Origin of the sequence: Veillonella sp. 3891, assembly GCF_003992315.1 — a bacterium.
GTDB lineage: Bacteria > Bacillota > Negativicutes > Veillonellales > Veillonellaceae > F0422.
Genome location: NZ_RQVE01000005.1, coordinates 134,726 through 161,698, shown reverse-complemented (window position 1 = coordinate 161,698; position 26,973 = coordinate 134,726). Strand labels below are relative to the sequence as shown.

18 protein-coding genes are annotated in these 26,973 nt (G+C 39.7%); 11 read left to right on the top strand and 7 right to left on the bottom strand.

Annotated elements, in window-relative coordinates; translation table 11 throughout:
• Positions 1 to 135 precede the first annotated feature (135 nt).
• A complete protein-coding gene (locus tag EO118_RS04415; protein ID WP_009353629.1) occupies positions 136 to 360 on the bottom strand; it encodes a (2Fe-2S)-binding protein in 225 nt (74 codons plus the stop codon).
• A 272-nt stretch (positions 361 to 632) separates the two neighbouring features.
• On the opposite strand from EO118_RS04415, the gene EO118_RS04410 reads away from it, so the two are divergent.
• Entirely contained in the window at positions 633 to 1,304 is a 672-nt protein-coding gene (locus tag EO118_RS04410; RefSeq protein ID WP_127068815.1) for an HAD hydrolase-like protein, read from the top strand.
• Positions 1,305 to 1,521: 217 nt separating this feature from the next.
• Here EO118_RS04410 and EO118_RS04405 read toward each other — a convergent pair whose 3' ends face one another.
• Positions 1,522 to 2,748 carry an aminopeptidase gene (locus EO118_RS04405; protein WP_127068814.1) on the bottom strand — a complete coding sequence of 409 codons (1,227 nt, stop codon included), beginning with the start codon at positions 2,746 to 2,748 and terminating at the stop codon, positions 1,522 to 1,524.
• Positions 2,749 to 2,833: 85 nt separating this feature from the next.
• Here EO118_RS04405 and EO118_RS04400 point away from each other — a divergent pair, with 85 nt between their 5' ends.
• Genes EO118_RS04400 through EO118_RS04370 form a run of 7 tightly spaced genes read left to right on the top strand, consistent with a single transcriptional unit; the run spans position 2,834 to position 14,608 of the window.
• Positions 2,834 to 3,436, top strand: a complete 603-nt coding sequence (locus EO118_RS04400) for a helix-hairpin-helix domain-containing protein (RefSeq protein WP_127068813.1) — start codon at positions 2,834 to 2,836, stop codon at positions 3,434 to 3,436.
• On the top strand, positions 3,433 to 5,643 hold the full coding sequence (locus EO118_RS04395; RefSeq protein WP_127068812.1) for a ComEC/Rec2 family competence protein: 2,211 nt from the start codon (positions 3,433 to 3,435) through the stop codon (positions 5,641 to 5,643). The genes EO118_RS04400 and EO118_RS04395 overlap by 4 nt, the downstream gene beginning before the upstream one ends.
• Positions 5,644 to 5,653: 10 nt before the next feature.
• Positions 5,654 to 6,622, top strand: a complete 969-nt coding sequence (gene holA, locus EO118_RS04390; RefSeq protein WP_127068811.1) for a DNA polymerase III subunit delta — start codon at positions 5,654 to 5,656, stop codon at positions 6,620 to 6,622.
• Between the two features lie 7 nt (positions 6,623 to 6,629).
• Entirely contained in the window at positions 6,630 to 7,982 is a 1,353-nt protein-coding gene (locus tag EO118_RS04385; RefSeq protein ID WP_127068810.1) for a VanW family protein, read from the top strand.
• Positions 7,983 to 8,006: 24 nt separating this feature from the next.
• Complete coding sequence (locus EO118_RS04380) at positions 8,007 to 11,705, top strand: PolC-type DNA polymerase III (protein WP_127068809.1); 3,699 nt, start codon at positions 8,007 to 8,009, stop codon at positions 11,703 to 11,705.
• A gap of 12 nt (positions 11,706 to 11,717) precedes the next feature.
• Positions 11,718 to 13,271: a gluconokinase gene (locus EO118_RS04375; RefSeq protein ID WP_127068808.1), complete on the top strand. Its 1,554-nt coding sequence runs from the start codon at positions 11,718 to 11,720 to the stop codon at positions 13,269 to 13,271.
• Positions 13,272 to 13,288: 17 nt separating this feature from the next.
• On the top strand, positions 13,289 to 14,608 hold the full coding sequence (locus EO118_RS04370) for a gluconate:H+ symporter (RefSeq protein ID WP_127068807.1): 1,320 nt from the start codon (positions 13,289 to 13,291) through the stop codon (positions 14,606 to 14,608).
• A 49-nt stretch (positions 14,609 to 14,657) separates the two neighbouring features.
• Here the strand turns inward: EO118_RS04370 and EO118_RS04365 are convergent, their stop codons facing one another.
• The 4 genes from EO118_RS04365 to pflB form a co-directional block, all read right to left on the bottom strand.
• Positions 14,658 to 15,839 (bottom strand): sodium/glutamate symporter, encoded by a 1,182-nt coding sequence (locus tag EO118_RS04365; RefSeq protein WP_127068806.1) that lies wholly within the window; start codon positions 15,837 to 15,839, stop codon positions 14,658 to 14,660.
• 288 nt (positions 15,840 to 16,127) lie between these two features.
• The gene (pflA, locus tag EO118_RS04360; protein WP_127068805.1) at positions 16,128 to 16,898 is read right to left on the bottom strand and encodes a pyruvate formate-lyase-activating protein; all 771 of its coding nucleotides are present in this window, start codon (positions 16,896 to 16,898) and stop codon (positions 16,128 to 16,130) included.
• A 6-nt stretch (positions 16,899 to 16,904) separates the two neighbouring features.
• Positions 16,905 to 17,144, bottom strand: a complete 240-nt coding sequence (grcA3, locus tag EO118_RS08780) for an autonomous glycyl radical cofactor GrcA3 (protein ID WP_126938357.1) — start codon at positions 17,142 to 17,144, stop codon at positions 16,905 to 16,907.
• A gap of 2 nt (positions 17,145 to 17,146) precedes the next feature.
• A complete protein-coding gene (gene pflB / locus EO118_RS04350) occupies positions 17,147 to 19,276 on the bottom strand; it encodes a formate C-acetyltransferase (protein WP_164723895.1) in 2,130 nt (709 codons plus the stop codon).
• Positions 19,277 to 19,605: 329 nt separating this feature from the next.
• On the opposite strand from pflB, the gene EO118_RS04345 reads away from it, so the two are divergent.
• Entirely contained in the window at positions 19,606 to 22,716 is a 3,111-nt protein-coding gene (locus EO118_RS04345) for a YadA-like family protein (protein WP_164726244.1), read from the top strand.
• A 94-nt stretch (positions 22,717 to 22,810) separates the two neighbouring features.
• Here EO118_RS04345 and EO118_RS04340 read toward each other — a convergent pair whose 3' ends face one another.
• A complete protein-coding gene (locus EO118_RS04340) occupies positions 22,811 to 25,027 on the bottom strand; it encodes a nitrilase-related carbon-nitrogen hydrolase (protein WP_127068803.1) in 2,217 nt (738 codons plus the stop codon).
• Positions 25,028 to 25,302: 275 nt separating this feature from the next.
• Here EO118_RS04340 and EO118_RS04335 point away from each other — a divergent pair, with 275 nt between their 5' ends.
• Positions 25,303 to 25,908 carry a hypothetical protein gene (locus tag EO118_RS04335; protein ID WP_127068802.1) on the top strand — a complete coding sequence of 202 codons (606 nt, stop codon included), beginning with the start codon at positions 25,303 to 25,305 and terminating at the stop codon, positions 25,906 to 25,908.
• Between the two features lie 126 nt (positions 25,909 to 26,034).
• Entirely contained in the window at positions 26,035 to 26,952 is a 918-nt protein-coding gene (locus EO118_RS04330; protein WP_127068801.1) for an Abi family protein, read from the top strand.
• Positions 26,953 to 26,973 lie beyond the last annotated feature (21 nt).

Sequence of the window (26,973 nt, the reverse complement as noted above, 5' to 3'; positions counted from 1 at the left end):
CGCGCAAATGCTTAAATTGGAAAACCCCATACGAGGTTTATCATTCAGTAGAGTTGCATTTGACTTGACAATTCAAGGTATATAAAAAAAGATAGGCGATTATATCACCTATCTTATGGTTCTTACGTTGGTAGATTACCATTGCCCTTCTTGGTGTTCTTTTAATAGTTTTACCACTCTTGGGCCACAACCTTTGCCACCGCATGCACCGGTACCAGCACTAGTGCGCTCTCTAATTTTAGGGAATGTATCACAACCATCTAAGATGGCTTCCTTAATTGCTTTTCTTGTAATACTACGGCAAGTACAAACTTTTGTTAATTTATCTAAAATGGCCGTAGGAATTTGATTATCTTCCATACTGTCCTCCTATATATAGAAACTTTTCTATATATAGTATACTCTGCAATTCTTGTATTGTAAAGGATGTTCATAAAGCTTTTATAGTATATAAGGTGGATGATTCTGTGTTTTATATAGAATATTTTTGGGAGATGGATTAGAATTGGAAAGAGCATATACGAGCTTAGATATTATCATAAGTAATGATATAGTTGAGTTGATGGTAAACTAGGTAATAGTGTGTATATGCACATACAAAATGATATGTTAGATACTATATAGGAGTTAATATGATTTGTGTTATTTTTGATTTAGATGGAACATTAACTGATTCTCATGAAGGGATTTTAAAATCTATACGTCATGCCTTAACGAGTATGAACTATCCCATTCCTGATGAAAAGACATTACAATTGTTTATTGGTCCACCCTTGGCAGATTCTTTTAAAGAACATTGCCATATGATAGATGAAGAGGTGGAGCAAGCCTACAATTTTTTCAAAGAACGGTATGATTCCGTAGGAAAATATGAAAATGCAGTGTATCCCCAAATTGAAGAAGCCTTAAAAGCACTCCGTAAGACGGGTGCTTATGTTGGGATTGCTACGGCAAAACCAGAAGAACAAGCGAAGGATATTATTAAGCATTTCAAACTGGATCAATACTTTGAAGTCATTCGCGGAGCTAATCGAGACATTGGGTTAGTACATAAAAAAGATATCTTGCAAGAAGCCTTACAAGATATGAAAAAGGTAACTGAACTAAAATATAAAATCTCTCGTTGGTATATGGTGGGAGATCGTAAATACGATATGGAAGCTGCCAAAGAATTAAACTGTGTGGCTATGGGGGTATCCTATGGCTATGGTTCAGTAGAAGAGCTAGAAACTGCTGGTGCTGATTACATCTGTGAAAGCCCATCAGATATAATAGTGAATATTGCTGTGGATACATTGTTATAAGCTCTACACATTAATTTACTATGAGATGCTCATAAGGACGTTAGTTGATACTAGATACGTACATATGAAACTTAGGCAAACAAAAAGAGGCGCATTGCTGTGATGCAATGTACCTCTTTTTTATATTACTATATGTTAGTCCTTACAGACTCCAATAAGTGGGGAAGTTCTGATGATTGCAAGGGAAAAAGTATAGTATTATGTAAATAGAGTTTTCCTATACCTGCAATCTTCCTTCAATCATAATAGGAACTGTTTTCCCATCTTTTGTAGTGCCCATGATGTTCATGTTTTCGTGACCAATCATAAAGTCCGTATGAACTAAGGATGTATTTAGTCCACGAGCACGTAACTCTTCTTGAGATAATCCATCGCTATGTTCCAAACAAGTTGGATAGGCAGCACCTAATGCCAAGTGACAAGATGCATTTTCATCGTACAAGGTTTCAAAGAAAATCATATTGGATTGGCTAATAGGGGAGTAGTGGTCTACAAGAGCTACTTCTCCTAAATAGCAAGAATTTTCATCTGTCTCAATCAGATTTGTTAAATACTCTCGTCCTAGCTTGGCATCGTAGTCAACGACTTTTCCGTCTTTGAATGTGATGTGGAAATCTTCGATACGGTTTCCATCATAGATTAATGGTTTCGTAGAATACACGATGCCATTGGCACCTGTATAGTGCGGTGCAGAAAATACTTCTTCTGTTGGAATGTTGGCATCAAAGATAATTCCTTTTTTAGACGATTCTTTACCACCTAACCATAAGTGCCCTTCTGGCATTTGTAAAGTTAAGTCTGTGCCGTTTGGACAGGTATAATGTAAGGATACCAACTGTAAATCATTCAGTGTTTTGGTGCGCTTAGCAAGGCGATCTAAATGGTTGGGGAAGGATTCTTCTTCTGGTACGTGTTTCATACGACATAAGGTAAAGATAGTATTCCATAAGTGGTTGATTTTTTCTTCTTCTGTGCCCTCATAACCAAGCAAATCAGCCCATGTGAGAGTGGCTACTGAGGCTACACACCAAGTAAGGGTAGAATCCATAATGGCCTCGTGGTAAAATTTAGTTAACTTGCCCATGCTACGAGAGGCGAGAGCGATTTTTTCAGAGGGCACACCTTCATAAGCAAATGGATTCGCACTGATTAAGGATAAAATACAGGCGTTGGAATCAAGGATATAGTGATACATATCTTTAATCCAAGGCGCGGGATTAGATAAGACCTCATCTTTTACATTGGATAAACGAGACTTAGCTGTGATAGTGCTACGCCAATTAATGTGCACATCTTTGGCGCCAAGTGCATAGGCTTCGTCCACAACGATATATACAAAATCTTTATTTTCAACATCTCCGTTGATGACCAACAGTTGGTCTTGTTGTAAATTGACACCTTCTTGTAGTAAAAGACGGGCATATTGTTGTAAATCTTCTTTCATAATACCTCCGAATATATACTGGTAGTAAATTTTAAAGGATATGACTCATCTATGACGAACCTTTTGCTTGAAAGGATGTGATAGAATGAAAGTAACAAATCAAAAACGAATTGGCATCATCCTATGTCTATTCCTATTCCTACTGTGTGTATGTGGATACTATCTTATTATAGCAGATACACCCATGAAAGGCGATGAATTACCATCAGGTACTCCAAAGATTGTGAAACAATCAGAAAAAGGGGACCGAGGTGGCCCAGTGGAGAAGGAAACGAAAGCAACTACAATTTTGGTGTATGTTACAGGCGCTGTAGAAGAACCGGGGTTGTATGAACTACAAAGCCCTGCAACAGTGAAAGCGGCTATTGAGACGAGTAAAGGACTATTGCCTTACGCAGATGTCAATCATCTACAGCTACAGGATACCTTAGAAGAAAGTACACATATTCATGTAGACTTTAATTTTCACGGTAGCCCAGAAGAATTATTACGGAAACAAAACATATCCATTAATGATGGATCGGAAGCAGAGTTACAAAAAGTATCTGGTATAGGACCGAAGATGGCTAAGAAGATTGTGGACTATCGTCAAGAGCATGGTCCCTTTAAGAGTTTAGAAGAATTACGACATGTGAAGGGCATAGGTCCAGCATTGTATAAAAAAATTGTGGAGAAAGTGCGATTATGAAATGGTTACCAAAGCCAATAGACTTAGGTATTACTAGCATATTGGGAATACTATTAGGCATTTGTATTGGATTATATCAAAATGAATTACATACCTACCTCATGCATTGGTTAAGTATTATTACTATATTTGGTATCTTTGGGATAGTAGGATTACGTGGGTATGAACAACGAAATAAACCTACCTATACATCGTTACGATATGTAGTAGCCATGGTAGGCATTATGTGTACGTTTGCAAGCATAGGATATATACATACAGATCGAGTCATTACACACTATTTTGAAGATAGACCTTTCTATTATGGTGCCGATGGTGCTTATTATGTACAGTTCACTAGCAATCCACAGTCTACTGTGACTTTAGATGGGATTATGACCATGGTAGATGCTACTGTGGAAGGAATGGATGTCGATAAAAATGGCACTACAGAGCATGTTCCAGCAAAGGGCAGTATTCGAGTGTATGTACCAGGAGAGCCAACAATTCATATGGGAGACCGCTACATCATTCGTGGTACCGTGAAAGGCTTTACGTATTATGAGCAAAGTGGTGCGTTGTCTATGAAAACGAGACATATCAATGATGGGCTACAAGGCAATTTGTACCAAGGAACTATAGAAGGTACCTATACAGTAGAGAAAACCCTAAGTATACGGCTAGTTGATGCGGGGTATACTATCGGTGCTTACTTAGATAAGGTTCATCATTGGGTGGCGCAACAATTTGAAGAGAATTTGGATCCATCCATATCTATCTTAGGCTCTTCCTTAGTATTGGGTGGTCAATATACTATGTTGCCAGAAACAATGGTGAAGTTATTCAGTGAAACAGGGCTTATCCATATTTTGTCGGTATCGGGCTCACATATTGCTTTGTTATTTCTCATTATTTCGACCTTGCTACAACGATTGCAGTTACGTAAAGGTATAGAATTTTCCATCACCTGTACTTTGATTTTACTGTACTGTACGATTGTGGGCTGGAGCCCACCAGTATTACGCTCTGCCATGATGGGGCTATTAAGCGGATACGTAGTTATGCATGGCGGTACGTATCGGGCGTTACATGCGCTCTTATTATCTGCCTTATGTTTGCTGTTGTGGAAACCATTGTTCGCGGTAGATATTAGTTTTGTTTTATCCTTTGGGTCCACCTTGGGCATCATTGGATTGTATCCCTATGTGTATCGATTGTTTCCGCCGAATCCTATCTCAAAAGGTATCGCCCTATGTATATCCGCACAAGTTCTCATCTTTCCTATAGAATTGTATTATTTTCATATTCTCAGCTTTCTTAGTATCTTGTCTAATCTGATTGTAGGTCCCTTGTTAGATATAGCCATCATTGTAGGACTGTGCCTATCTTTGCTTAATGTAGTATTTACCTTTACATTAGGGTGGTCCCTCTTAGGTTTTATTTTGAAAGCCAGCATGTCTCTTTTATTTGCTATCCGTAATCTAGGATTATTGTGGTCACCGCCCATGCAGTTGTGGTTAGTGGTAGTATGGTATATGGGCGTAGGGTATGTATATTGGCTATTGGCACTGAAAGCGCCTATTCAAGTAGCATGGAATAGGATTGCTAGCATTGCACTATTAGTACTAGGTATGTTGCCCTTAGGACTATCCTATGTGAAACCAACGGTACAAGTGGTGCCTATCGCTATCTCTTCAGGACCAGCTTTCATGATCTGCAAAACAGGCTTTCATAGGGAGGCATACCTCTATATAGATGCTAAGAATGGCGATATTTCACCGCGAGCTATGAAACAATGTGTAGATGCCTTGCATCATCGTGGATTTAGTCAGTGGAATGGTGTTTTTATAGAGGGGTATCAGAAGGGATATACGCATGTTGATACCTTAGAACATCTATACAGTAAAGGACAAGCTGGTAAAGAGCTAACACTAGATTGGCTATCTGTACAACTTCATACCAAAGCAGGCTATGAAATTATCGTAACAGGACAGAGAAAGTTTCATTTTCACCCTAGAAAAGAAGGAGAAAAAGTTCAAGAAATAGTGTATAATACTAAGAGAGAAATGAATACAATATATGGCCTCACAGCTAGTAATCAATTGTTGCACTATCAAGAACAAGGGATAACGCAGTTTATCGTATGGAGTACCTTGCATAGTCAATTTGATGTAGAGGAAGGCGTGTATATTGTAGGCAGTGATGAAGACAATGTAGTAACATTATAAGAGGTGACAGATGGTTACATTACTCTATGGAGATGAACCACAATTATTAGAAGAAAAAAAACAGAATCTCTTACATCAATATACAGATCGGACCTTGCTTACCTTGCGTGAGGAGCAAGGTCCCGGTTCTATTTTAGGACAATTACAAGAAGTATCCCTCTTTGGTGAACCACGAGTATTTTTGCTTGTCCATTTGCCTATCTTTGATAAACCGAAGAAAAAGATGGCTCCAGAATGGCAAGGTTTGCGAGATTATTTACAAAGTTATAGTGGAGAAGACCCTATTATTCTAGTGTATACCGAAACTATTGATGGACGGCTACAAGGAAATAAAGCGTTTTTGGGAGCTGTAGAATCCTTTAAGTTTGAAAAAGTAGATGGAGAAGCTCTCTTTCAGTGGATACAACAATATTGTAAGGCGCATAAGCAAAAGATAGATCCTGATGGCATGGCATATGTACGTGACTTGGTAGATTTGTGGAAAGATGTGCCCTTAGCATTTTTGCGCACAGAATTTGATCGATTGTTCCTCTTACTCAATAAAGGAGAATCCATAACAGCGTCATTTTTGAAAGAGCATATGACAGACTTTGGAGAGAAAAATATTTTCCGCTTTAAAGATGCTTTATTGGCTAAAGATGCACGAACGTTGCTAGATTTATTTCCATCTATGCTTAAGAATAAAAGTGTAGATATGGCGATGGCCTATGTGCATAATCAAATGCATTTGCAGCTCATGGTTAGTGAATGTGCCTATTATGGGATGACATTACCTGAGATTCAAAGTTTATTTAAGGAAAAGGGGATGAAAGCCAATCCTTATACCATTAAATTAGCCTTTGAAGCGCGCCGAAAAATTCAAATTCCAGCGGTGGCAAAGTTGATTAGCCAGCTGTATCATTTAATTTTACAAAGCCGTCAAGGTATAGCAGATATGAGTCAATTTCAAGATATTTGTTTAGCCTATTGTGCAAACTAGGAGAAGTATGAAAGGAAAGTATATTGCCACTGTGGCAGCCTTCGTAGCTGTCGTGGGGGGAGCTGTAACAGGGCTTGCATGGCCTACAGGAAAGACTATTTATGGATTAACCTTAGACGGTCATAGTCTATCCCATCAAAGCATGGATGAAGTAGATAGCTACCTACAAGAGCGGAATACACAATCACAATCGATTCGTATAGTGGATCCTAAGGGAAAAGAAACAACTATTTATCTAGCGGATTTAGGAATTACCATAGATAGAATAGGAACTGTCACTGATGTAATGGCTTATGGCTATGAAAGTGATGTCATGACTTATGTCATGCACCGAGTGGATGCGTTGCTCCATGGAAAGGAGATGAACATTCGCTATAAAGTAGATGGACCTATGGCTGAGTCCTACTTTATGAATTATGCTAAGGCTATGGGACAAGTAGGGGCCAATGCCACTGTTACTTTAGAAGGTAACACAGTGGTACATCAGCCAGCTAAGGTAGGACGTAAATTGGATGTGACAGCTACGATGAGACGTTTGCAAGAACAGCTACAAGAAGGGAAGATAGAGACCCTAGAACTTGTTATCAATGAGTCTGCACAGCCTACGATAACGGATAAAGATTTAGTGTCTATTACGTCCATATTAGGGTCTTTCACGACGTATTTTGATGGATCTAATACAAGTCGAGCTCATAATATTCATTTAGCATCTCAAAAAATTCATCAAACCTTGATTCCTGCAGGTGGTATTTTCTCCTTCAATCAAGTGGTAGGAGAACGTACTCCTGAAGCGGGCTATGATGATGCGCCTGTATTTATGGGCGGGCGATTAGTGCCAGGTATTGGTGGCGGCATATGTCAAGTAAGCTCTACCTTGTTCAATACGGCATTATTATCTGGTATGGATATTGTAGAACGTGATACGCATTTTGCACCAGTGTCCTATATTTCAGTTGGGTTAGATGCTACTGTGGCGTGGGGCTATATAGACTTTCAATTTAAAAATCCTTATGCCCATCCTATCTATGTGATTGCCGAAGAGGGCGCTGGCTATGTGACCATCACTATTCTAGGAGCGAAAGAAGATGTACCACAATCCGTTAGTATCACGAAAGGCAAGGAACAAAAAATTCCTAATAAAAAGATAGAAAAAATTGATGACACTGTGAAAGAAGAAACTGTTGAGGAAGCAGGTCATGAGGGAATTTCTGTAGATACGACTCGAACCATAGTATATGGCGATGGTCGCTCTTCTACGTATACTTTTAACTCTTATTATGAACCAGTGGATACAGTTCTAGTAACAGGACCTAATGTGGTAAAAAAACGCCAAGAGGATTCTAGTGAAAAGAATGGATAGTTGAATCAATAAGGGAGTAGTACGATGAAATACTATCATTTGGTACGAAGAGGAGAATCTAAAACAGATTTTTACTTTTACATACAAGATGGAAAACTACATATTTGGGGGTCTGCCTCTAAGGGCGAACTTGATCCAATCGTGCAAAATCGTATCGAAGAAATTTGTCATGCTATTGGCTGCACCTATGAATTTGTGGATACGGGTGATTTTATGAACCAGCTTGTTCTCACACGGATGCCTTATAGTCAAGAGTGTGATTATACTGGTTACATTCAAGAGCCTAGTGTGATAGACGATGATGCGTATCTTTTCTTACAACATGCCAACGAACTGTCAGATTACGATATCTATTGGGATATGGATGAGGAGAACAGGTTCGATGAAATGGAACTCTATGTGGGCCGAGATGGGACTATCAAGACGTCATCGGATTATGATGAGTTATACGATGCACCAGTAGTCATTGATCGACCTAATACACCAACTCCAACGGTGATGGGGAGTTCTCCTTATCCTATGCGAAGACGAAAACTCACTACCGAAGATGGCATGCTATTAGGCCCTGCTTTTGATGAACCAGATTCGCATCGAACTGATGATTTCTTTGTGAGAACCGGAGAAAATGTTGTTATCTCTGGGTACTTTCACAGTTTAGATATACGAGAAATACGTCCTAAAGAAGATAGCAAAGCTGTACAAAAAGCTCGCGAAAAAGGTGAGGAGCCTAAAAAACGGTATATTATTACAGGGCATCTAGTGGATGACCATAATAGTTTGGCTATTAAACGATTCACCAGCCCTTCTGAAGATGGACCGAAGTTGTTAAAAATTTTAAAATCTGTTGGTAAGGTGCAAATCAAAGGGGAAGTCATCTATGATGAGCAATTTGTACGTGACTATGTGTTAAATATGGATTCCATCCGTCCTGTGGAAGATACGGATAATGCAAAACGCACGGATACGCATGAGGAAACAAGGGTAGAACTTCATTTGCACACGAAAATGTCCGAGAAAAATGCCTTAGTGGCGGTGAAAGACATTGTAAATCGTGTGAAAGAGTGGGGACATCCAGCGGTAGCGATTACCGACCATGGGGTGGTACAAGCATTTCCAGAAGCTCAGGCCTATTCTTTGGAAAAAGGTGTGAAGATTCTCTATGGCGTAGAGGCTTATTTAATTGAAAAAGAGGACCAATCAATACCACATCATATTATTATGTTTGCAAAAAATATGGTAGGTTTACGTAATCTGTACAAGATGATTTCTATTAGCCATTTGAATTATTTTGATGAGTACCCAAGATTGCCAAGAGCTGTGATTGAAGACCACCGTGAAGGGATTCTTATAGGAACGGCTTGTAAATCTGGAGAATTGATTCAAGCCATGGCTCACGGTGCTACCGATGAAGAATTGCAGGAAATTGCTAGATTTTATGATTATTTAGAAATTCAACCTCATGATAATTATAAGAGCTTTATTAAAGAAGGCTTGTTAAAACATGAGGAAGACTTAAAAAACATAAATCGTCGTATCGTTGCTTTAGGGGAGACATTGCAAATGCCAGTCGTAGCTACAGGGAATGTGCATTATATGGACCCTAAAGACAAGATGTATCGTGAAATCATGCTCACAGCAAGCGGTGAGAAAGATGCCAAAGACAAAGCGGATCAGCATATGCGTACTACTGATGAAATGTTGGAAGAGTTTGCCTACTTAGGAGAAGACATTGCTTACCAAGTGGTAGTCACCAATACCAGAGCATTGGAACAAAGTATAGATTATATCATACCTATTCCGAATGGTACCTATTCTCCGAAAATCGAAGGGGCCGACAAAGCCTTGGAAGATATGTGTTATGCCAAAGCGAAGTCTATCTATGGAGATCCCTTGCCCAAAACAGTGCAAGACCGCTTAGATTATGAGCTTAAAAGTATTATCGGCAATGGTTTCGGCGTGTTGTACTATATCGCTCATAAATTAGTAAAAAAATCTTTAGATGATGGGTATTTAGTAGGCTCCCGTGGTTCCGTAGGGTCTTCCTTCGTAGCCACTATGGCAGATATTACCGAAGTTAATCCACTGGAACCGCATTATGTGTGTCCACAGTGTAAGTGGAGTGAGTTCTACTTAAAAGGGGAATATGCAGGGGGCTTTGACTTACCACGTCGTAATTGCCCTGAGTGTGGGGCCCCACTTATCGCCAATGGACACGATATCCCATTTGCCATCTTTATGGGATTCCATGGGGATAAGGTGCCAGATATTGACTTGAACTTCTCTGGTGATTACCAAGGTCGTGCCCATAAATATACGGAAGAATTGTTTGGACGAGATAATGTATTTAGAGCAGGAACAATCGGTACCATTGCGGATAAAACGGCTATTGGCTATGCCTACAAATATGCGGATGTCAATGACTTACAAAAACGACGAGGCTTTATTGAAAAGTTATCTACTGGCTTTACAAAAGTAAAGAATACTACTGGTCAGCATCCGGGAGGCATTATGGTTTGCCCACGAGATATGGATGTGCATCATTTTACGCCAGTCCAATATCCAGCCAATAAAAAAGAAAGTGGTATTATTACTACACACTTTGACTATCACTCTATTGAAGGTCGTATGACCAAGCTAGATATACTGGGCCATGATGATCCTACCATCATTCGTATGTTGGAAGATATGACGGGTATTCCGTCTACTAGTATTCCTTTTGATGATCCAGCTACATTAAGCCTATTCTCTTCAACAAAAGCATTAGGCTTGACACCAGCCCAACTGCAAGGGGATAAAGTGGCGACCTTGGCAGTACCTGAATCAGGTACTGGGTTCGTACGGGCTATGCTGGAAGATTCGAAACCACAAACCTTTTCCGACTTAGTGCGGATTTCTGGTTTCTCCCATGGGACCAATGTATGGGTAGATAATGCACAAACCTTGATTAAAACAGGAACTTGTAAATTGAATGAAGCTATCTCTACTCGTGACGATATTATGAACTTTTTGCGCAACCATGGTGTGGCAGATAATGTAGCCTTTTCTGTCATGGAAAATGTGCGTAAAGGGAAGGGTATCGAAAAGCGTAACAAAGAGGGGATTGCTCAAACAGATTATGAAGATCAAATGCGAGCAGCTCAAGTGCCAGAGTGGTTTATTGCATCTTGTAAAAAGATTTCCTATCTATTCCCTCGGGCCCATGCGGTGGCTTACGTTATGATGGCGTTCCGCATTGCCTGGTACAAGATTAATTATCCATTGGCTTTCTATGCATCATATTTTTCTATTCGGGCGAAAGCTTTTGACTTGAAAATTATGATGGGCTCTCTAGAAGAGCAGCAACAAGAATTTAAACGGTTGAAATCGTTAGCCGCTAAGTACGAGGCATCACAAAAGGAAAAAGACTTAATGTCCGCCTTAGAGGTATCTTTGGAAATGAAACAGCGAGGTTACTCTTTCGCCAATGTAGAATTATACAAATCACAAGCAAGACGGTTTATGATTAAAGATGAAACATCTTTATTGCCGCCATTTGTAGCTGTGACTAGCTTGGGTGAAAAAGTAGCTGATGCCATCGTAGAAGAACGAGAGCAAGCAGAATTTTTGTCTATTAAAGATTTGCGAAGACGTACAAAAATGTCTCAAACCATTGCCAATCGTATGGTGGAATTAGGTTGTTTAGGCGACTTACCAGAAGATGAGCAAATGAGTTTGTTTGGATGATAGGAGTTATATATGTCAGAAGTTAGAGAAGCAGTATGGATAGGCGTTGATGTGGGTACCACAGGTGTACGTGCTATGGCATATACTGCACAAGGTAAATCGGTAGCTGTACGAGATGCTTTTTATCCATTAGAAACGCCACAATATGATCGAGCAGAACAGAATCCTCAACAAATATATGATGCAGCAGAAGAAGTCATTGCTGGAGTGGTAAAAGATTTACAATATAAACTAGTTACCATATCCGGAATTGCTTTGAGCTCAGTCATGCATAGTTTTATCCCTCAAGATGAACAGTTTGACTTATTAGGGAATATGATTACCTGGGCGGATAGCAGAAGTTCCAACATTGTACACCGCATGGAACAAGACGAAGCGTGCAAACAATTCTACTTTAGAACAGGATGTCCTTTACATGCATCCTATCCATTAGCTAAAATCATATGGGTCAAAGAAAATCAACCTGAAATCTTTGATCGCATGGCTCATATTGGATCTATTAAAGATTACATGTTCCGATTGATGACAGGAGAATGGGTCACAGATAAGTCTGTAGCCTCCAGTTCTGGCCTATTTAATGCCTTTACAGAAACTTGGGACTCTGAGATTTTAGACTATGTAGGGATTCAAGAAGAGCAACTGCCCAAGGTGGTATCCACTACATATAGTGGGAAGTTAGTAGCCAACGTAGCAGAACGATTGGGTTTACCTGTGAATACGCCTGTTGTTATCGGTGCTACTGATGGAGTACTGGTGAATGTAGGTATTGGCGCTGTTTCTAAAGGGCAATTAAGTGCTACCATAGGTACATCTGGTGCGATACGCATGCTCACAGAAAAGCCTCAAATGGATCCCAAAGGTCGCACTTGGTGCTATAATTTAACAGATACCATGTGGGTGGCTGGTGGAGCTATCAACAATGGAGGTATGATTTTGCGTTGGATGCGTGATCGGATCCTACATTATCATGGCTCTCAAATGGAACAATTATCGGTGGACCCTTATGATTTAATGACTATGAAAGCAAGACATGTACCAGCTGGATCTGGTGGATTGCTATTAATGCCATATTTTACTGGTGAACGAGCTCCGTACTGGAATTCAGATTTGCGTGGTGCATTCGTAGGCTTATCCTTAAATCATAGTCGTTCTTATATGATTCGTGCCACAATGGAAGGCATTTGTTATAGCTTACGTTTTGTTCTTGATGCATTACGTGAGTTTGAAGATGTGAAAGATATCCGTATTAGTGGTTCTTTCACTAAATCTGAATTGTGGGTACAAATTATGAGTGATATATTCGGTGAACATATTACCTTACCAAATAATAGTGAAGGCGCCTCCTTTGGTGCCGCTGTGTTAGGGTTTATTTCTGATGGAACCTTATCAGATATTAAAGATACAGCTGAGTTAGTGCAGCCTGAATGTATCTATCACCCTAAGGAACAGAATCAAGCGGTATATGACGAACTTTTCTCTATTTATGAAAGTTTGTATATTCATATGAAAGACGATTTGGCACGTCTTGTTCAGTTCCAAAAGGAACATCCGTTTAGTCGTTTATAATTAGAAAGGAGACTTACATGCCATTAATTATTCTAGCATTAGGAATTATTTTACTATTTTTCCTAATTGTAAAAGTAAAGATGAATAGCTTTTTATCATTGCTATTAGTCTGTGTATTATTAGCCTTTGGAGAGGGATTACCTATCGATAAGATTTTCCCAACTATTCAAAAAGGCTTAGGAGCTACCTTAGGGGGCTTAACCATTGTAGTAGGTTTTGGTGCTATTTTAGGCAAATTGATGGCCGATAGCGGTGGAGCACAACGTATTGCGACTACCTTGATTAATATGTTTGGTCGTAACAATGTAAGATGGGCTGTATGTTTAACTGGATTCATTGTAGGGATTGCTTTATTCTATGAAATCGGCTTTGTCTTATTGATTCCTTTAATCTTTACCATTGCTAAATCCGCGGATATTCCATTGTTAGAGGTTGGTATGCCAATGGTTGCAGCTTTATCAGTAACACATGGTTTCTTGCCGCCACATCCAGGTCCAACAGCAATTTCTGTATTATTTAATGCAGATATTGGATTAACGTTGGTATACGGTATCTTAATTGGTATTCCTACAGTTATTTTGGCAGGTCCATTATTGTATAATACTGTGAAAGATATCAAAACAGATATCCCTGAAGGCCTTCATAATGATAAGGAATTTACAGAAGAAGAAATGCCATCCTTTGGAGTATCTATCTTTACTGCCTTAGTGCCAGTTATCTTGATGGCAGCTACAGCCATTGGTAAAATGATAAATTTACCAAAAGCATCTCCGGTGATGGTCATCCTTAATTTCGTTGGTGATCCATCTGTGGCATTAACAATTTCCTTGATCATTGCCTTCTATACATTTGGCTTCGCTCGTGGCAAATCTATGAAAGAGATTATGGCTACTTCTGAAAAAGCAATTTTAACAGTAGCTATGATTTTATTCGTTGTAGGTGCTGGTGGAGCCTTAAAACAAGTATTAATCGATAGTGGTGTGGGTACCTATATTGGTGAACTTGTAATGCAAGTGAATGTATCTCCACTAGTATTAGCTTGGTTAATTGCTGTGGTGATTCGTATAGCTGTTGGCTCTGCTACAGTAGCAGCCATGACAGCTGGTGGTATCGTAGCCCCATTGATTCCATTAACAGGTGTAAGCCCTGAATTGATGGTAATCGCAGTCGGTGCTGGTTCAGTATTCTTTAGCCCACCAAATGACCCAGGATTCTGGTTATTCAAAGAATTCTTCGGATTGTCTGTAAAACAAACATTACGTTCTTGGTGTATGGTGGAAACAGTGATTGCCGTATGTGGATTAATTGGTGTAGAAATTATTAATTTATTCTTATAATAAAACATCCCCAGTCCAGTATATGGATTGGGGATTTTGTTATATGCGTTTACCAATAGAACTGCATGATCCAATGCAAGATAGGAATACCGAACACATTGATTAATACAGTAGCTGTAATTGGCACTACAAGGAACGCTTTCACAGATTTTCTGTATCGACCACCAAGGGTAGCAATGGTGGCTACTGTGTTTGGTGTGATGCCTAAGCCGTGACCAAGGAGAGCGGCTCCGATGACAACGCCATCGTAATCTTTACAGAGTACAGGGAATACGATAAAACGTGTGAATAAAATAATCGCAATCACTTGTACAACTAGAATCACAAGCATTGGTCCTGTAAGAGATCGTAATGCGATTACAGGGATGCTCATAAATACAGTAGTTAAGAAAATAGTAATGCTAATTTGGCTGAATAAGGCAATAGCTTTGGAATTGATGAAAGTTTGGCCCATGGCATCACCACCATTACGGATGAGGATTGCCAATAACATAGATACGATAAACGTAGGAATATGCAATCCAAAAGTATCTAATAAGTAATGGGAACCACCGATGCCGATGCTCACACAAATAAGGACCAACAATAAGTTGACGATAATGCCAATTGGTGTGGGTGATGGTGAATCTGGTGGAGGAGGGGCAGTTTCATAGCGATTGAACTTTTCGATTAAATATTGTCCCATGGGACCGCCGATGAATACACCAATAATGGTAGTGAATGCAATGATACCATGTGCTACAGTCTCACCATTTAAAGCATTCCCTAAATCATGACCTAAGGCAGAAACAAAATTGTAACTGCTTTCAAGAGATAAAGAACCTAATAAAATTGCGTAGTGTTTGTCCAATCCGAATAGACTCGCTAGCCCTAAGCCAATGCTAATTTGCATAATCACAAGTAAAGTACTCATACCCCAGTAGCGAGGAATAGCTTTTAGAGAAGAGGTACAAATTTGTACCGGTGCCACTAGCCCCATTGTGGCAAAGAATGCTACCATGGCGGGAACAAGAACAGCTTTGTCCAAAGTGATTAGGATAAGGCCAGAAATTTGTAATAGAAATACAAGCACTGCTACGGTTAAACCGCCAATAGCAGGGACTGGTATAGCCCAACGATGCAAGATATTGATGTGCTTGTGCATGAAGGTGCCCAGTAAAAAAGAAAAGAGTGAGAGTATGACCGTTTCTACGGCGCCAAGATGTAGTTGTAGCATGTACGACGATGCCATGAAATGCCTCCTAACTTTAGATACAAAAGACTATGATGATGCAATGGTACACATAGGATTCACTTGAACCATAAATCATAGCGTTATAGTCTGAAATAATACCTTCCTATTATACAACGATTCACTTAATATGTAAAAGTTATCCATAAGAAATAAATATCAATATATGAATAAGAAATGCTAGTGTATCAGATGCATAAAAAGATACATAAGGACATACTGAAAAAGCGCACCGTCCACGAAGGATAGTGCGCTTTTATGAAAGAGCAGGAAAGTATTGTTATGAGTTTAACTTTCAGGTGTTTTAAGAGGACACCATAAACCTCGGCGGTAGTCGCGTATTCCAGAAAGGACAACGCGGAGTGCACGCTGTGCGTCAGCTTTTGAGAGGGGCGGGATTCCATCTAAGCGATAGGAAATGCCAAGACTTTCATATTTATTAACCCCCATGACGTGGTAAGGTAAGCAATCTACGGCTTTCAAATGTTTGAAGGCACCTAGAAAGAAACCAAGCCGATACCAGCGATCGCGATTATCTGTGATGGTTGGGACTACCACGTGGCGTACCCAAAAATCGGTACCATGATCATCTACAAATTGAGCGAATGCAAGGACCGCATCATTAGGTTTGCCGGTTAGTGTTTCGTGTATAGAGGAATCGATCTCTTTCACATCAAGAATGACTAAATCCGTTACGTCAAGAAGCAGTTTGTACTCTCTAGCCTGTTCTTGTGTGTAGCAAATCCCGCTTGTATCTAAACAAGTATGAATTCCTTTTCCATGAAAGAAAGTAAAGAGTTCGATAATAAAAGGGAGTTGCAACAATGCTTCGCCACCAGTGACAGTAATGCCACCAGTGATATAAAAGTCACGATTCCTTTCAAATTGTGTCCACACATCTGCCACAGTCATCTCTTGGGCATACGTAGAGGGATCCCAAGTATCTGGATTATGGCAATAGGCACATCGCAATGGGCAACCTTGGAGGAACAAGACAAATCGCATGCCTGGGCCATCAACAGTACCCATGGTCTCAATGGAATGAATGCGACCTACCATAGTGCATTACATGGATTGATGGAATGTACGGGAGATCACTTCGTCTTGTTGAGCTTTTGTCAACTTGTTGAAATGAACAGCGTAACCAGAAACACGGATCGTCAATTGTGGATACAACTCAGGATGTTTTTGAGCATCTAATAATGTTTCACGATTGAATACGTTTACGTTTAAATGGTGGCCGCCTTTTTTGCTGTACCCATCTAACAATTGTACTAAATTATCTACTTGTTGTTCGTTAGTCATATTTACTCCTTTTCTTCAGAGAAAGTAACATTTGGCTCACGGCAAGCTAGATTTTCACAACCATCGGCTAAGGCATGTTCAATGTTGCCTAGGTCTAAGTCTAAATCTAAGTCGCCTAGTGTCACCATAGACTCTCCGGATTTACCTAGAGAATCTGGAATAATAGAGAATGTATTAGAAATACCATCGCAACAATCACGCCATGGCATTTTAGCAACAGATGCTAGGGAAGAAATAGCACCGTGTTCGTCACGACCATGCATAGGGTTCGCACCTGGAGCAAATGGAATACCTGCTTTACGTCCGTCAGGAGTTGCACCAGTAGCATTACCATATACCACATTAGATGTAATGGTTAATAGTGACATAGTTGGCACGGATTGACGATAGGTTGGATGTTTACGAATTTTATTCATAAAGCCAGATACTACCGTAGCCGCCAAATCATCTACACGATCATCATCATTACCATATTTAGGGAATTCGCCTTCAATTTCAAAATCAATAGCAATACCATTTTCATCACGAATTGGTTTTACTTTCGCATATTTAATAGCAGATAGAGAATCGGCTACTACGGAAAGTCCAGCAATACCTGTGGCAAACCAACGGGTGACTTTACGGTCATGCAATGCCATTTCTAATTTTTCATAGGCGTATTTATCATGCATGTAATGAATAATGTTTAAAGCATTCACATACACACCGGCTAACCATTCCGTCATATCTTCAAAACGTTCCATCACTTCGTCGAAGTCAAGGTATTCTGAAGTAATAGGACGGAATTTTGGACCTACTTGTTTTTTAAGCTTTTCATCTACGCCACCATTGATAGCATATAGTAAGGCTTTCGCCAAGTTACAGCGAGCGCCAAAGAATTGCATTTCTTTACCGATACGCATAGGGGATACGCAGCAAGCAATCGCGTAATCATCACCGGAGTTAGGGCGCATGATTTCGTCGTTCTCATATTGAATGGAAGATGTTGCAATAGAGAGCTTCGCACAGAACTTTTTGAAACCTTCAGGAAGGGAAGGAGACCAAAGTACTGTTAAGTTTGGTTCAGGAGCAGGACCAAGGTTTTGCAATGTATGTAGGACACGGAATGCCGTTTTAGACACTAATGTACGTCCGTCAGTACCCATACCACCGATAGACTCTGTTGTCCATACAGGATCACCAGTAAATAAATTGTTGTATTCATGGATACGTGCGAAACGTACCATGCGCAATTTCATAATGAAGTGATCCACCATTTCTTGGATTTGTTCTTCTGTATATTTACCAGATTTCAAATCACGTTCTGCATAGATGTCTAAGAAAGTGGAGTTACGTCCGATGGACATAGCTGCCCCGTTTTGTTCTTTGATAGCACCTAAATAGCCAAAGTATAGCCATTGGATAGCTTCTTTTACATCGGTAGCAGGTTTAGAGATGTCAAATCCGTAGGACGCTGCCATTTCTTTTAATTCTTTTAAAGAACGGATTTGATCTCGAATTTCTTCGCGGTCACGAATGACATCTGGCATCATATCGCCCATGGTAATGTTGAATTGATCTTCTTTGTCCTTAATCAAATAATCGATACCATATAAGGCTACACGGCGATAATCACCGATAATTCGGCCGCGACTATACGCGTCAGGTAGGCCCGTAATAATGTGAGCGGAGCGAGCAGCTCTCATCTCAGGTGTATATACATCAAATACACCGTCATTGTGTGTCTTACGATGAGTTTTAAAGAAAGCCTCAAGAGTTGGATCCATTTTGTAACCATACTCTTCGATAGCACTTTTAGCAGTTCGTAAACCACCATAAGGGAACATGGCACGTTTTAAAGGATAATCAGTTTGAAGACCAACGATTTGTTCATCTTCTTTAATAATATATCCAGGGGCATGCGCCGTAATATGAGTTGCTACATCAGTATCTGCATCGATGACAGAACCTTTTTGTCGTTCTTCCTCATATAAATCTAATACCCGTTGCCAAAGTCTAGTAGTTCGTTCTGTTGGACCTACTAGAAAAGAATCATCGCCTACATAAGGCACATAGTTTCGTTGGATAAAATCGCGTACGTCCACGGATTTATCCCATACACCTGTATTGAAGTCTTTCCATGCTTGTTGCATAATATACCTCCAAATACACATTAAAACGCAACCCATAGGGTTAACTTTATTGTAATCTATAACGATTATCATTACAATATAATTTTTATTGGAGGTTATATCATTTTTGAAAGTGGTGTATGAGTAAATGGTCAAACATTTGAAAGTAGTATATGAGTAAACGATTAAACATGATGTAAATGCTATGATGGAAGTATGCAATATCAGCATAAGCTATGAGTATTGTCCCATTGATTTACTAGTATAGATTGGGTAAAATTATGAGTATCTTTTACATAAGAACAATTGTGTATATGATGTGTGTGACAATGAAGGAAAAAGGGAGAGTTATGCAACACAAACGATCGACACTATTAACAGCATTAGTATTGACAAGTATTTCTGCAATGGGATTGGCAGCAGATACGGATAATATGGCAGTAGGTGGAGCGCAGACAGGTAATGCGTCCAATACGAATAACCTTACTGTAGGGGATGGTGTTAGTTTTTATTCGAATGCGAAGAATAATATTATGAATACTACAGGGACAAAATTGTTTGGTGCGTCCTACAGTTTGGTCTTAGGCGATCATGCTGGCTATGATGCAAGCAATGACTCAGGTACTTCTAAATACCTTATGCTAATGGGAGACAATGCTGGGGAAGCTATATGGGGAACCAATACTCATAAATTTATTCTTGGTGATGGAGCGGGATGGGCTGGTAGTGGCACATATGCCTATATATTCGGCAAGAAAGCAGGACGTCGTGCCGCTGGTAATTATAACTTCAGTTTTGGTGAAAATGCCTACTCTCAAGACGCCGCATCTACAGGTAACTATAATTTCAGCTTTGGTGAAAACGCTGCCTACAATAACAAAGGTAGTCGAAATGTAAGTTTTGGCTTCCATGCTGGCGAAGGAATGACGGGATCCGATAACTTCGCTTTAGGACATCATGCAGGTAACAATGTGACTGGTGACCATAACTTTATCTACGGTCAAGATGCGGGTACAAATATGTCTGGTAGCCGCAACATCGCTATTGGACAAAACTCTGGGGTTAATGTAAAAGGTGTGTATAACATTGCCTTAGGTCTGAACGCAGGTCAAGATGTAGATGGACACGTTGTGAATGCAGCCGCCACTACAGCAGAAGATCGATACGGTCAATCCAAAGGATCCAATAATATGGCATTTGGTAAAGCGGCAGGTTCTCATGTAGCTGGTAACTTTAACATTGCTTTTGCGGAAAATGCTGGTAACTATGTAGGTCATCGATGGACGAATACCATTAATGCAAAAGGTGAGGTGGAAACTACTGATGGAGGCACTGTAGACGGTGCGGAACACAACATTGCCTTTGGTTATAGTGCAGGTCGATGGATTGCAGGTCAAGATAACTTTGCAGCAGGCGTCAATGCAGGTAGCTGGGTAGCTGGTGAAAGTAACGTCGTATTAGGTAAAGAATCTGGTAAAGAAGTAACGGGTAACTTCAATACTGCACTTGGCTATTATAGCGGTAATAAAGTCAAAGGTAACAGTAACTATGTAGCAGGTGCGGAAGCAGGTACCGAAGTAACAGGTAGTAATAACTACGCAGCGGGCTATAAAGCGGGTAACAAAATTACTGGTGATGATAACATTACTATGGGCCACGAAGCAGGGAACTCTATTACTGGTAATGATAATATTGTAATTGGTAAAAAAGCTAACACCGTTGATGGTGGTTTAACAGCGAGTGAAACGATTGCTATTGGTAAAAGTACGAAAGCACTGAAAGCCAATGCCGCTGCCTTTGGTAATGAAAGTGAAGCAAAAGAAGAATCTAGTCTTGCTTTGGGCTATAAAGCCATCGCCAATGTGGCGAAAAGCGTGGCTCTTGGTAGTGAAGCGGAGACGGTAGCTGCAGCAGGTACTAGTACGAAAGGTACTGATAATGCCTATACAGGTGATACACTAAACCTAGGCATAGGCTCTTCTGCTAAAACGTATACATTGAGCTTTGCTGGCGGTGATACGGTAACAGGTGTAATCAGCGTTGGTAAATCTGATCAGGCTCGCCGTATCCAACATGTTGCACCAGGTTTAATTAGTGCCACAAGTACAGATGCCATCAATGGTAGCCAATTATATAGTGTAGCAAGTGAAATCAACAATAAATTGGCTAATATCACTGGCGGAAATAACTGGAATATCTACACAGGTGGTTCTGGAGATACAGGTGCATTTACACCAGGAAACAAAGTAAACGCAGGAACGATTGAAGGATTAGATTTTAAATCTAGCGACTTCAAAGTTGTAGAAAAAACAACAGCCGACAATAAAAAATACGTAACCATCGAATTGAACCGTGAGGCATTAAAACAAGATCCAGACTTTAAAGGACCGAAAGGGGATAAAGGGGAAACTGGTGAGCAAGGAGTAGCAGGACCAAAAGGTGATCAGGGTGTAGCGGGTCCAGCAGGTCGACAAGGCGCAGCTGGTGCTCAAGGTGAAAAAGGCGAAAAAGGTGACCCAGGAGTAGCGGGCCCAGCAGGTCCACAAGGTGCAACAGGTGCCCAAGGTGAAAAGGGAGAAAAAGGTGACCCAGGAGTAGCGGGTCCAGCAGGCCCACAAGGACCAAAAGGTGAAAATGGACAAGATGGAGCTGTAGGACCAAAAGGAGAGCAAGGACCTAAAGGTGACCCAGGAGTAGCGGGTCCAGCAGGTCCACAAGGTGCAACAGGTGCCCAAGGTGAAAAGGGCGAAAAAGGTGACCCAGGAGTAGCTGGCCCAGCAGGCCCACAAGGTGCAACTGGTGCTCAAGGTGAAAAGGGTGAAAAAGGTGACCCAGGAGTAGCAGGCCCACAAGGACCTAAAGGTGGTGTAGATGAAGCATTAGTAAAAGAAGTGCATACACGTATGGACTCTGTAGAAACTAAGTTAGATCAACTAGGCCACAGAGTGAATACATCCGGTGCTTTAAATGCAGCTTTGTCTGCTCTAAAACCACTATCCTTTGATGCAGATGACAAATTCCAAATTATGGCTGGTGTAGGACATTTCAAAGGTTCCACAGGTACAGCATTAGGTCTTGGATATTATCCGAATGAAGATGTATTACTTCATGGAGGTATGGCAGTAGGAAACTCTGAAAAAATGTACAATGTGGGTTTGAGCCTCAAAGTTGGTTCTCGTTCCAAATCCGATGCATACCAATCTACTTTGTATAATCAAGACACAGATACATTCAATGTGAATGTGGATACACTTTCAGAAAAAGAACAAAAAGCGTTGAAACATACACATTACGGACCAATTTCTATCGTGCCAGTGATGAAAACTGAAATCAAAGCATTGGTACAAGAAAACGGCGCGTTGAAAGGACAAGTGCAAGTGTTGGCTGAGCAAGTGAAAGCGCAAAATGAACAAATTCAAGCATTGCAACAAATCACAGCGCAGTTGTTGAACCGTAAATAATTGCATACCTATTAACATTCTTATTTCGATACATAAAAGAGCTATCTACCGATGACAAACATCATCGGATAGATAGCTCTTTTGCATTTGTATATTATTGTTTGTGTAACAATCGAGATTTACAATCCTCGTAGCCACGTGAAAAATATGGTTTTAATTGACTTTCACTTAGGTCACTGCCAAAGGCACGTTCGCTGATGAGGAAAAGTGGTGGTGACTGGATGCGTTTTGCAACGGCTAAGCCATTGAATGATTTCCACCAGCGTTCCAGGTCGTTAATAAACTGCTCTGTGGATGTGAAATAGTGAGACATAGGGCGTGGCAATCCTAATAGGTGTTCCAGCGTGCCGTTCTCATAGGCTCGCAAGATATCCTCAGGAGTCAAGCGTTGATGAGACAGTGTATGTGGTGTACCCTCTACAAAGGCACGGAATAAAAGGTCATGATATTCGTACTGTAATGGGTCGCCTAGGCCTTGGGTTACATCCTGTGCATCAGATAACTCAGCGCTCGGCACCACATCGATAGAACCTTGTGGAATTACCTCACGTTGAAAGATTGTTTCATTCATGTAACGAGCCAGAGCATAGACGTCCGTTTTCCACACATCTCCCGTCACAGCGAGAAAACCAGCCGAATCGCCATACATCGTAGCATAGCCAACAGTGAACTCCGTTTTATTCCCATTGCACGTGAAAGCCCCATTCACAGCGGATGCTATACCAGCTAAAATGCGAGACGAGCGATCACGAGCTTGGATGTTTTCCTTGGCTAATGTAGATAACTGCAAGAATGATGTAGTGTTGGAGTCACTTTCAATATGGCGTTGCTCGTCATAGTTTGCAATTGTTTGGTCAGAACTGTATAGCACAGTTTGGCTCACATCTTCTTCAGAAGATACAGTATTTTCCTGCACATCTTGCATAGTTGTTGCATGCACATTACCATGGTGATGTAATTCTGGGATGACATAAGTGTTATACTTTGTAAAGCTAGTATTCTCTAATTGCTCAATGGTGGCACTGACACCTTCTTCAATAGGGAATACGCCGTAATGACAACCAATATTTTGTGCTAATTGGTAAGCCAAATCTTTTGTCATATGAGAGTTGTAACGGCTTGGCATGTTGACTAAGTATAAGTTCTCCGTTGGCAATACAGTGCTGTATAAAGCAGCATTAAGAGCAGAGTCGATACCACCTGAAGCACCAATGACGATGTTCTTGATACCAGTTTGTGCTAAGAATTGACGAATACCGTATTGAAGGGCTTTGAATAGAGTAGGGATATAGGTAGGAGTTGCATCCTGTATATGATTTAAATCCTGTGTATGATATGTATCATTTTTATCACATCTATTATGTTCTAGGGACAGTTGAAGTGCTGTACTATCTTCAGAAGTATCTTGTTGTTCAGAGTTAGCATTTGAAAGTGGTTGCCACAAGGTATCTTTTAATAATGTAGGGCGTACTGTATTTTCAAAAGCTGGTACTTCTTCTACAATAGAACCGTTCACATCATACAAAGTAGAACATCCATCATAAATGCAGATATTTTTGCCATTGTTTTGAATGCCTACATGATTTGCATAGGCAATCGGTGTGTTGTATCGTTTGGCTTGGTCGCTAAATAAGGCACGACGTTGTTCTTGTTTGTGTACGGTGTAAGGAGATGAAGAACAATTGACCACTAGATCAATGTGCAGATCTTTCGTTTTAGCAGATTCCAACATAAGACTTGTGGGACAATCTGGGTAGTGCGTATCCCAGCTATCTTCACAGATAACAGGAGCAATAGTGAAAGCTCCTTGTCGAGTGGAAATAGTAAGAGGCTGATTGATATCCGATAAAGGAAGATTGCGCTCTTTCGCCACCACATTAGCGCTAGTGAAATACCGTGGCTCGTTAAAGTATCGATAACATGGCAATAATGTTTTTATGGTAAACGGATACGGTTGTGACGGATTAGATACTAATTTACCTTTGGATGCTACATAAAGAGCATTATACTTGCGAAGACTGCCGTCTAGATTGCGGAGACTTTCATCAATGCCTACATTACCAAAGATAATTGTAAGATTGGTGTTTTCAGTGGCTTTTACTAGTTCCTCACCGTAATAGAGACAATCCTTCACAAAAGGCACTTGGTCCCACAAGTCGCCCACCATGTAACCGCTGAGGCACAATTCTGGAAAGATAAGGATATCCGTGCTTACCGCCTTGGCATAGTCGATGGCATGCATCATAGATTGAAAGTTTGTAGCAGGCTCACCAGGGTGCACCTGAATTTGACCAAAAGCAATACGAATCATGGAGAACTCCTTTGTTGTATAGATTAACGTGTTGATAGTTGTTGAGTATATTATAGCATTTTATAGGGGATTTGTAGTGGGGAGCGTATAATAAAGAAACATTAATGTATGTCGTGTGTGATATTGTTATTGAGGAGATAGTGTATATAAGGTGTATTTGAATGAAAGATTGTAGATTGGCATGACGTGAAATTATGGGATGTATACTAGTTTTTAATTGAAAGATTAAGTATAATGAGCTCATATAGTTTTGGTTTGAGAGAGGACGTATATATATGAATAAATTAATAAAAGCGACAATATGCGTAGGGTTAGGCGTGGCTTTTCTAGGGGGATTTTCCTCTGAAGCTAAGTTTAGTAATGTGGATTCAGCAACAATTGATTTTAAAAACTATGATCACAATTATAAGATATGGTTTAATAACGATGCAGATGAAGTGTATATGTACCCAAATGATGGCAAGCTTGAATTGAGAGCCAAAGGAAAGAAAACACAGGTGCCGACTACTTTAGGAGAAGATACTTTTCGGATTAGATCCTATTATGATGTTAATCGTGATATTACTTTATATGTGATTGATGCAGGCATAAAAAATGGTAATAGAGGTACATCGACCCGTACTTTTATATATCGATATAATCGACAAGCAAAAATATGGGAGAAACTATTAGACTCTGCTAACTATTATAGTCCGTATACAGTGCAAAATATCTATACAAGATTCGCTGAAGATTTAGGGTTTAAACACGCTGACTTTATGTTAATATTCTCGGATATGGAACATCATAAAGAAGAGTTTTGGTATCCATTAGATTGGAATAATAGTACTGGAAAAATAGAATATCAAACACCTCGTCAAGTTATGATTGATTATGAATAAAAGATAGAATAAGTGTTGACAATTTGTGAAAATAGGTTTATTCTATAGGTGAGACAAACCCCCCACATCCGCAAGGACAGATACATTCTGACGTGGGGCTTTTTTTTGTACTTGAGAGGAAATGCTATGAAAGAACCTAGATCGTTATCTTATGATGAATTGCTAGAGTTATTTTCCAAGCGTGGTATGGGTATTTCTGGAGTAAATAATTCTATTATTCAACACATAAACTATTATAAATTAAAAGACTTTGCAACCCCATTTGCTAATTATGATGATAATGAAGAATTATATTATAAAAATTTAATCTTTTCCGATATACTAAAACGGTATTATCAGGATAAAAATTTAAGATATTTTATGATGCATGCTATTGAACTTATTGAAGTGTCTATTAAAGCAAACTTCTCACATATTTTAGGTGAAAGGTATGGTGCATTTGGTTATTTAGATTTTAACAAATGGTATAATAGGCGAAAAATGACTCGATACACAGTTGAAAGATTACAATATCGAGTGAAGGAAGAATTGCAAAAGTCTCTAAGACGACTTGAGCATAAAGATAATTATCATGGAAATAATTTTGATGAAGATGGTTTTCCTACAGTATGGATAGCGATAGATTGCTTGACCTTTGGTGCAGTTGTAAAAATGTTAGACATATTGAATGAGAAGAGTTTATTATCTATTTCTAGGATATATGGCTGTAATAATAGTGAACTGTTGTCATGGTTAAAGTGTATTTATTTTGTTCGGAATATATGTGCGCATAATGATAATTTAATTGACATACAGTTTAAAACTAAACCCAAAATTAGAACTTCTTGGTACGATATAATCTACTATCATGAATTTACTGGATCGAAGAAAGCAACAAATAGGTTTGCTATAATTTTATTAATTATTATGGAGTTAGTACATAAAATTAATCCAGAGTATAATTGGGATTATCTATATCAGACTATTAATGAGATATGCATTGATGACAAGAGCGCGAGATTATTAGGCTTTCAAAGTAAAGAAAAAGTAGAGTCTCTACTATAAAATTTAATACTTATGTAATAA

Bases quoted from the DNA above. Each gene is read 5' to 3' on its own strand.
- EO118_RS04415 (WP_009353629.1), bottom strand. From the start codon at position 360: ATGGAAGATAATCAAATTCCTACGGCCATTTTAGATAAATTAACAAAA.
- EO118_RS04410 (WP_127068815.1), top strand. From the start codon at position 633: ATGATTTGTGTTATTTTTGATTTAGATGGAACATTAACTGATTCTCAT.
- EO118_RS04405 (WP_127068814.1), bottom strand. From the start codon at position 2,748: ATGAAAGAAGATTTACAACAATATGCCCGTCTTTTACTACAAGAAGGT.
- EO118_RS04400 (WP_127068813.1), top strand. From the start codon at position 2,834: ATGAAAGTAACAAATCAAAAACGAATTGGCATCATCCTATGTCTATTC.
- EO118_RS04395 (WP_127068812.1), top strand. From the start codon at position 3,433: ATGAAATGGTTACCAAAGCCAATAGACTTAGGTATTACTAGCATATTG.
- holA (WP_127068811.1), top strand. From the start codon at position 5,654: ATGGTTACATTACTCTATGGAGATGAACCACAATTATTAGAAGAAAAA.
- EO118_RS04385 (WP_127068810.1), top strand. From the start codon at position 6,630: ATGAAAGGAAAGTATATTGCCACTGTGGCAGCCTTCGTAGCTGTCGTG.
- EO118_RS04380 (WP_127068809.1), top strand. From the start codon at position 8,007: ATGAAATACTATCATTTGGTACGAAGAGGAGAATCTAAAACAGATTTT.
- EO118_RS04375 (WP_127068808.1), top strand. From the start codon at position 11,718: ATGTCAGAAGTTAGAGAAGCAGTATGGATAGGCGTTGATGTGGGTACC.
- EO118_RS04370 (WP_127068807.1), top strand. From the start codon at position 13,289: ATGCCATTAATTATTCTAGCATTAGGAATTATTTTACTATTTTTCCTA.
- EO118_RS04365 (WP_127068806.1), bottom strand. From the start codon at position 15,839: ATGGCATCGTCGTACATGCTACAACTACATCTTGGCGCCGTAGAAACG.
- pflA (WP_127068805.1), bottom strand. From the start codon at position 16,898: ATGGTAGGTCGCATTCATTCCATTGAGACCATGGGTACTGTTGATGGC.
- grcA3 (WP_126938357.1), bottom strand. From the start codon at position 17,144: ATGACTAACGAACAACAAGTAGATAATTTAGTACAATTGTTAGATGGG.
- pflB (WP_164723895.1), bottom strand. From the start codon at position 19,276: ATGCAACAAGCATGGAAAGACTTCAATACAGGTGTATGGGATAAATCC.
- EO118_RS04345 (WP_164726244.1), top strand. From the start codon at position 19,606: ATGCAACACAAACGATCGACACTATTAACAGCATTAGTATTGACAAGT.
- EO118_RS04340 (WP_127068803.1), bottom strand. From the start codon at position 25,027: ATGATTCGTATTGCTTTTGGTCAAATTCAGGTGCACCCTGGTGAGCCT.
- EO118_RS04335 (WP_127068802.1), top strand. From the start codon at position 25,303: ATGAATAAATTAATAAAAGCGACAATATGCGTAGGGTTAGGCGTGGCT.
- EO118_RS04330 (WP_127068801.1), top strand. From the start codon at position 26,035: ATGAAAGAACCTAGATCGTTATCTTATGATGAATTGCTAGAGTTATTT.